This window comes from Megasphaera cerevisiae DSM 20462 (genome assembly GCF_001045675.1).
In the GTDB taxonomy this organism is placed as follows: Bacteria; Bacillota; Negativicutes; order Veillonellales; family Megasphaeraceae; genus Megasphaera; species Megasphaera cerevisiae.
This window is the reverse complement of the sequence record NZ_LEKT01000081.1, coordinates 1-6,161: the sequence shown is the minus strand read 5'-3', so window position 1 is coordinate 6,161 and position 6,161 is coordinate 1. Positions and strand designations below refer to the sequence as shown.

Genomic DNA, 6,161 nt, shown 5'->3' with positions numbered 1-6,161 from the left:
GCGTGGAAGTAGAACGAGCTTTCAGTTTAGCGAAACGTCGGTTTGGCCTTACTCAAATCAGAACCTATCTGAAAGAAACGACACAGAGTGTGATAGCGCTGTCTATTTTGGCACTGAACCTGGGAAAACTCCAGGCTATTCAGTGTACGCCAATTTTATTTTACCTACAGGTACTACTGTGGAAGGTAAAACGGGCCTTAAAATGGCTGCCGTGTCAAAAAGTGGCTTTTGTGCAGTAGACATTAATTATTTAATTATTAATAATTTTAGGAGTGCAATAATGATTAATCTTAAAATACTTCCTGCACAATATGGTGATTGCTTTTTATTATCAGTAAAAGATGATGGTAGGGCATTCAATGTATTAATAGATGGTGGACTAGGAATAACATATGAAAAATTTTTAAGGAATGAGTTGAGAAGTATTGCAACTCAAAATCAAAAAATTGATTTAATGATATGCACACATATTGATGCGGACCATATTAATGGGTTAATTGCATTTTTAAGAGAAAATAACATTAAAAAATTTATAGATGTTGAAAATATATGGTTTAATGGTTTTGAGCAAATTGTAAATAGGTTTTATTTAGATTCAAAAAACATACCGTTAAAAGATGATGTAACAATAATAGATGAAATAAATAGAAAAGGTTATGAAGATGAATTTGCTAAGAAGGAAGACGTTGGCCCAGTTGAAGGAGTAGCTTTTTCAAGCCTAATTGAATATGGAAGATACAATCAAAACATAGTTTCATCAGGAGGGCCAATTACTAATCGATTAGGTGTGATAAATGTTTCTGAAAATATCAAAATTAACATTATTAGTCCATGTCCAGAAACCTTATGCGAATTAGAAAAAGAATGGCTTAATGAATTAGCAGCAAAAGGCTTTCAATTTAGCATTGCTAACAAAACAAAAATGGTTTCCTCATTTGAGTTTTTGATTTCTAGAATAAAAAGGTATTATGAAAAAAATAGAATCGATATTTCTGCAATGGATTGCTTAGAAAATTATAAAAGTGATTTAGAAAAAGTTGATACATCAATTGTAAATAATAGTTCAATTGTATTTGTCTTAGAAGCATACGGAAAAAAACTATTGTTTATGGGAGATTCAGTGGTTAAAGAAGAAAATGAATGTAAAATTATTCAAAGCTTACTAAAAGAATACGGAAACGACGTAATATTTGATCTTATAAAATTGCCACATCATGGGAGTTGCTATAATATTAGTAATGATTTTATAGAATGTATAAAATCAAAAGAATACATTGTTTCGTCAAATTCTGAAAAATTTGGGCATCCAGATATGGATGTTATTGCTAATATCATTTTAAAAAGTAAAGTGATTGATAAAATAATGACGTTTAATTATCCAGTTAAGCAAGCGAATTTTATTTTAAATGAAAGTTGGAAGCAGAAATATAGATACAAAACTATTTTTGGAACTGGAACTAATATTATTGAGAGGAAGTATTAAAACATGAAACTTGATATATCTGAATTTACAGGGAAAATTACTGATAATGAAGTGTTTGTTGGTTCAGGTTTTTTGATAGATGCAAAATGCTTTATTACTGCAAGACATAACTTAATAAGTCCACTCCAAGATGAAGTGGACGAAAAATGGGTATCCGTTGATATTGGTCGTGGAAAAACAGTTAGGGGAAAGACGCTAAATCTAAAACAAGCTTATGAGAAAAATATCGATTGCGTTTTTATTTGCCTAGAAGATGAAGTGTTAGATACTACTTTTACTAAAATAGTAATTCCAACGTCCGCTACTGTTGGCTTAAATTACGCTATTTATGGATATCCTAAAGAACGTGTTGAAGGCATAGAAATAAAGGGTACAGTAGCTTCGGATGCGGAAGAAAGAAGTATAGATTTTGTGTTAAATGTTGATAAGATCGATAAACTACAGAGCTATAAAGGTTTATCTGGAGCACCAATAGTAATCAATGGATTTATTGTAGGGATAGTTTTGCAACAAGAAACAAGTGAACAGTTATATGGTATTTCCTTCAAACGAATAAAAGAAAGCTTTCCTGAATTTGTACAAACAACTGAAGAAAAAGAGCTTAAGAAAGTTACTTTTGCAAAAAATATAAGTTTAGAAGAGAAACTCAATTTTAATTTTTTTCAAACGCATATTGAAGAAGCTACCAGAATTGCAGGTCCACGCTATACTAAAGAGTTAACTATTGAAAATAAAACACTCAATGATTTAATGATATTTTCCCAAGAAAAAATGATAATAGATAATTTTAAGGCATTAATTGAAAAACTAGAAGAGTATCCTAAAAGATTAGCCGCGTGTTTTGAAGAAGAGCGTTACACAAAGGCAATGTTATTTAGCCAAGAATCATATATGGCGATAGAAGGCTCGAAAAAATTTATTAGAGAATCATTAGGACAGTTTCGTAAAATTGTACAAGAGGGTATTTCGTTTGAAGCGGCCAGCTTTTTTGAGAATTTAGATACAGTGATAAATGATTTAATTAAAGAACTAGAGTGTGTTTTTGCAAGAGAAGTTGAAATTTTTGAATCTAAAAATGGTGTTGGTACTTATAATAATCAAAATTGGCGTGGATGGATGGCTGCATATCAATGTGAATTTCCTTGTGCTAACTTGGACACAATAAAAGAAATGATCGTTATATTGAAGAAAGTAATAGAATCTTTTCGAACAAATCCAGTAAAACTATATTTTTCAAATAACCTATTGCTTTCTGGAAAAGGGGGGATAGGGAAAACTCATAGTATGTGTGATTTAGTTTGGCATAATATACAAGAAGGAACACCAAGTTTACTGTTTTTTGGGCAATATTTCAAAAATATGTCCCCTGAAGAAACCATTTTGGAGAAGCTTTCATTGAAAGAGGTTAATTTTGATGAATTGTTGTACTATCTGGATTTAGTAGGCGATAGATTGGGAACCCCGATAATTATATGCATAGACGCATTGAATGAGACTACAGACAAAACTTACTGGAATAGCTATTTAAACTCCTTGATAGAAGATATAAAAAAATATAAAAATATAAAACTCATCATCACATGTAGAACAATTTATTTGTCTGAAGTATTAAGTGAAGAAATTATTAGTAAGTTTGTACAAATAGAACATACCGGATTTGTAGGTGTGGAGTCTCAGGCCATTGAGGCGTTTTTCAAATATTATGATTTAAAGATACCATCAGCGGATAAAATGCAGGTAGAGTATACAAATCCACTATTCTTAAAATTATATTGTGAAACATTAGTTGATACAAAAGAAGCCGAACAAGTTTTAGACATTGATGGATTTGGAGATTTAATAGAGCGATTTTTAAGAGTTAAAAATGAAAAAATCTCCAAAAAATTTTCGGATTATATTTCTCCTAGAGAAAATATAATTTTGGGATGCATTGATATAATAGGAAAGAATATGTATAGAGAAAAAACAAATGCATTAAGCTGGAGTAAAATTAAAGAATCAATTACATGTGAACTTCAAAATAAAGGTATAACCGATAGTAGTTTGTCGAAGCAATTATTAGATGAACTTATCGCTGAACATATACTTAAGGAAAGTAGCGGTATAGATAATACAATTTCTTTTTCATTTGAACGTTTTTATGACTATGTTATAGCAAAGAATATTTTTGATAGAAATCATGAAGAAGTGTTAGAAGAAATTGAAAATTTATTCAAAAACTTAGCAAATTATAGAGGTGTACTAGAGATTGTAGCAATTCTTTATAAAGAGAAATACGATAAGGAATTGGAAACATTTTTTAGAGAAGGAGCAGAGGAAAGAAAGAAAATTTGGTTAAAATCATTAGCGTGGCGAAAATCAAAACATATAGATATTACTGTGAAAGAAAAGGTGTTGAACATATTATTATATCAAGCAGAATTCGCAAAAGATGCCTTGATGACAATGCTTGAACTTTCTTTAAAAAAGAATATTTCTATAAATGCAGATTGTTTACATGGATTACTGCAACAGCAGCAAATGGTTCATCGAGATTTATTTTTAGGATATGTTATGTTAAAAGCTCATGAGAAACATACAATAATTAATAGGTTACTTAAAAATGCTATATATATTGAGAATGCAAAGGTTGATGTTGATATTGTAAAAATGTGGGAATTGGCTTTGGGCTGGTTTACTTGCTTAAATGATATTTATACAAGAGATTTAGCTAGTAAAGGACTAGTAAATCTTTTAAAAATATATCCAGAAACTATATTTTATTTGATAGATAGTTTTTCAAAAGTGAATGATGAGTATATTCAAGAACGAATCTGGGGAGCTATTAATGCATCACTTATCCTAAATAATAATAAGGAAAAACTTGTTGAAGTAACGCAATATATTTATAAGAATTTTGTTCAACCTAAAAAATTTCCTGTTAACGTAATGATAAGAGATTATCTGAGAAATATAGGAGAGTTTGCTCAATATAAGAGTTGTTTAGAATATAATATTAATGAATTTAGGCCGCCATATGAAAGCTCGAAGGTCAAAAAAATGAGCAGTAATTATATAAAGCGTATTAAAGAAAGATATCCTCGATTATATTGGAATTGCACAAAAAGTGATTTTGCAATATATACTATTCCAGAATATGTAGGAGATTATGGTTTTAGCAAAGAAGAAATAGGGAATATGATTTATAATGAAATAATTGAAATAGGGTATTCGAAAAAGCATGAAGAATTGGATGGATATATTGATTACACCTATGGGGCTCTTCGGAATAGGGATGGAAGTGTTGAAAGAATTGGTAAAAAATATCAAAAAATTGCATTGTATAGAGTTTTAGGAAGCATAATTGATAATTATGAATTTAAATCTCGACATAGATACGATGATGAACCGGAAATAATACCTAAAGAACAGGGCAATGGTTTAAGAAAAATAGATTTAAGTTGTATACCATACACTGAGGATGGGGAGTTCGTAGGAACAGAATTTAAATATGATTTTAGGAGAACAAACAAACTATCATATATGGATTGGTTTTCTAAAGATGATATAAAAAATGAAATAAAAACAGTTATGGAAACAGAGTTTAACAATCAAAAATACTTATTGTTAAAAGGCTATTTTAGCACTTCTTTCAGTGGAAACGTATTAGAAAAATATCCGATGAGAGAAGTTTGGATGCATGTATATAGTTTTCTAGTAAAAAATGAGGATTTAGCAGAAATCAAAAAATGGATAAAAGAAGATGTCCCCAATAGTGAATGGTTATCTCATGGAGACTCTAGTTTTTATGAAGGGTGGGTTGCTGAATATCCATGGTCAGCCTCTTATGTAAATGTTTTAGATTATTATGATGAGGCTCATGGTGGTTTTGGAAGTAATAAAATCCCTGTGAAAATAATTCCAACAGTAAACGATTATAACAATGAAAAAGACTCGCCGTTTCTTCCGTTTGATATTGGAGGTCGACTTTTATTGCCCTGCCGAAAATTTTTTGATGATTTGCAGTTGGTTTGGGATGGTAAAAATCAATTTTTGAGCCAATTAGAATCTGCATTTATTAATGGAAAAAACAAAGGGGGAGATTTATTTATTAATCAAGAAATTTTAGATAAGTATCTTAACCAACATGGACTATCATTAATATGGGTGACGAGAGGAGAAAAGCAAGTTATTACAGGAAATTCAAACTTTGAAGGTAGGGCAGAATTTAGCGAAAGTTATGTTTATGAAGAAAATAGCATTGTCGAAAATCACTACTATGTTGATATTCTTAAGCCACATTGCTAAAAATCGTACTTAAGTGAATATTTCGCTCAGATGAGTCCACTAAAACGGCGGGCATGAGGCCAACTTGGTGGGCAAAACAAGGCCAGGTTCACGCAGATAGGGCCACATCACAGCAAATCATTGGCAGACGGCAGTTTTCAATAGGGGCTATGAAGAAAAGTCTGTAAATAAGGTCTTCTATGATAGTTAATAAAGAGTTAATAAATCGTCATTTTGCTAGAACTATCATGCCAGTAATCTGTCAGGGTACATGATGACCAGTTCGCCTCTCACCTTTCCCCAATTCCGAAGCGGCATGGTCCATTTCTTGGCAGCTTCGAAAGTGGACAGGTACAACGCCTTGAGCAGAGCCTGTGAACTTGGGAAAACACTTCGCTGACGGTTTAAGCGG

The 6,161-nt window shown here is 31.2% G+C and carries 3 protein-coding genes; all 3 read left to right on the top strand.

Annotated elements, in window-relative coordinates:
- The coding region (locus AB840_RS17295; protein ID WP_048514969.1) for a hypothetical protein at positions 1–239 on the top strand (239 nt) is incomplete at its 5' end.
- Between the two features lie 41 nt (positions 240–280).
- Positions 281–1,483 carry an MBL fold metallo-hydrolase gene (locus AB840_RS14540; protein ID WP_048515564.1) on the top strand — a complete coding sequence of 401 codons (1,203 nt, stop codon included), beginning with the start codon at positions 281–283 and terminating at the stop codon, positions 1,481–1,483.
- A gap of 3 nt (positions 1,484–1,486) precedes the next feature.
- Complete coding sequence (locus tag AB840_RS14535; protein ID WP_048515563.1) at positions 1,487–5,770, top strand: serine protease family protein; 4,284 nt, start codon at positions 1,487–1,489, stop codon at positions 5,768–5,770.
- Positions 5,771–6,161 lie beyond the last annotated feature (391 nt).